Source organism: Kitasatospora sp. NPDC001225 (assembly GCF_053597855.1).
This window is the reverse complement of sequence record NZ_JBSFJC010000463.1, coordinates 1-1,309: the sequence shown is the minus strand read 5'-3', so window position 1 is coordinate 1,309 and position 1,309 is coordinate 1. Positions and strand designations below refer to the sequence as shown.

Here is a 1,309-nt window from a genome sequence, read left to right as displayed (position 1 = left end):
CCTTGCGCTCCAGCGTGGCCCGCGCCGACTCCAGCGAGCCCATCGCGACGCGGTGCTTCTCCTGCGCGTCCCGCTCCAGCGCGTCGGCCTGCTCCGAGGAACGGAGCGGACCGGGCCGGCCGGCGCCGGTCAGGAGCGGACGACCGCCCCCGCCCAGGAGCGGTTGCCGAGGAGGGTCTTGACGTCCGAGGCGAGCCCGTTGTCCGGGTTCACCCGGAACCCGAGCTCGTAGAGGGTGTCCTTGTCCCAGTTGGTGGTGCGCAGCCGGACCGGGACGTCGCCGGGGTGGTTCTGGAGGGCGAGCTTGAGCTCGGCGACCACCTGGGGGTTGATCCGGGCGGCCGGGACGGTGATCTGGACGGGCGGCTTGGTGCCGAGTTCGGCGGAGGAGACGTCGAGGGTGGTGATCTCCTGGCCGAAGACGCTCAGTGACCCGTCGCGCTCGTTGAGCCGGCCGCGGATCGAGATCACGTTGTCCTCGATCATCTGCTCGGCCATGAGGTTGTAGGTCGCCGGGAAGAACAGCACCTCGACCGAGCCGTCGCGGTCGGCGAGGGTGATGATCGCCCACGCGTTGCCGGCCTTGTTGATCCGCCGGTCGACGCCGGTGATCAGCCCGGAGAGCCGGACCTCGCCCTCGGACCGGCCGGAGTCGAGGAGCTGGGCGATCGAGCTGTCGCGGTTCTGGGAGAGGATGTGCTCGGCGCCGTCCAGCGGGTGGCTGGAGACGTAGAGGCCGAGCATCTCGCGTTCCAGGGCGAGGAGTTGGCGTCGCGGCCACTCGTTCTCGGTGAGCTGGAAGTCGAGTCCGATGCCGGGCCCGCCGCCCTCGCCGGCGTCGAGGGCGCCGAACAGGTCGTCCTGTCCGATGGCCTGCTGCTTCTTCAGCCCGGTGACGGCGTCGATCGCGTTCTCGTGCACGCTGCTGAGCGAGAGCCGGGTGTGGCCGAGCGAGTCGAAGGCGCCCGCCTTGACCAGGGAGTCGACGGTGCGCTTGTTGCACACCACCAGTTCGACCTTGTCCAGGAAGTCGGCGAAGGAGGTGTACTTGCCCTTCTCCTCGCGGGTGCCGACCAGGGACTCGATGACGGGCACGCCGACGTTGCGCACCGCCTTGAGGCCGAACCGGACGTCGCTGCCGACGGCGGTGAAGTCGACCACCGACTCGTTGACGTCGGGGGAGAGGATCTTGATGCCCATCTGCCGGCACTCGGCCAGGTAGATCGCCATCTTGTCCTTGTCGTCGGCGACGGAGGTGAGCAGGGCGGCCATGTACTCGGCGGGGTAGTTGGCCTTGAGGTAGGCGGTC

Annotated in this window: 1 protein-coding gene; it reads right to left on the bottom strand. The window is 69.3% G+C overall.

Going from position 1 to position 1,309, the window contains the following annotated elements; all coding sequences use genetic code 11:
* Window positions 1-129: 129 nt before the first annotated feature.
* Window positions 130-1,309: helix-hairpin-helix domain-containing protein (locus ACWDCZ_RS41475; RefSeq protein WP_449818744.1), on the bottom strand; the 1,180-nt coding region annotated here is incomplete at its 5' end.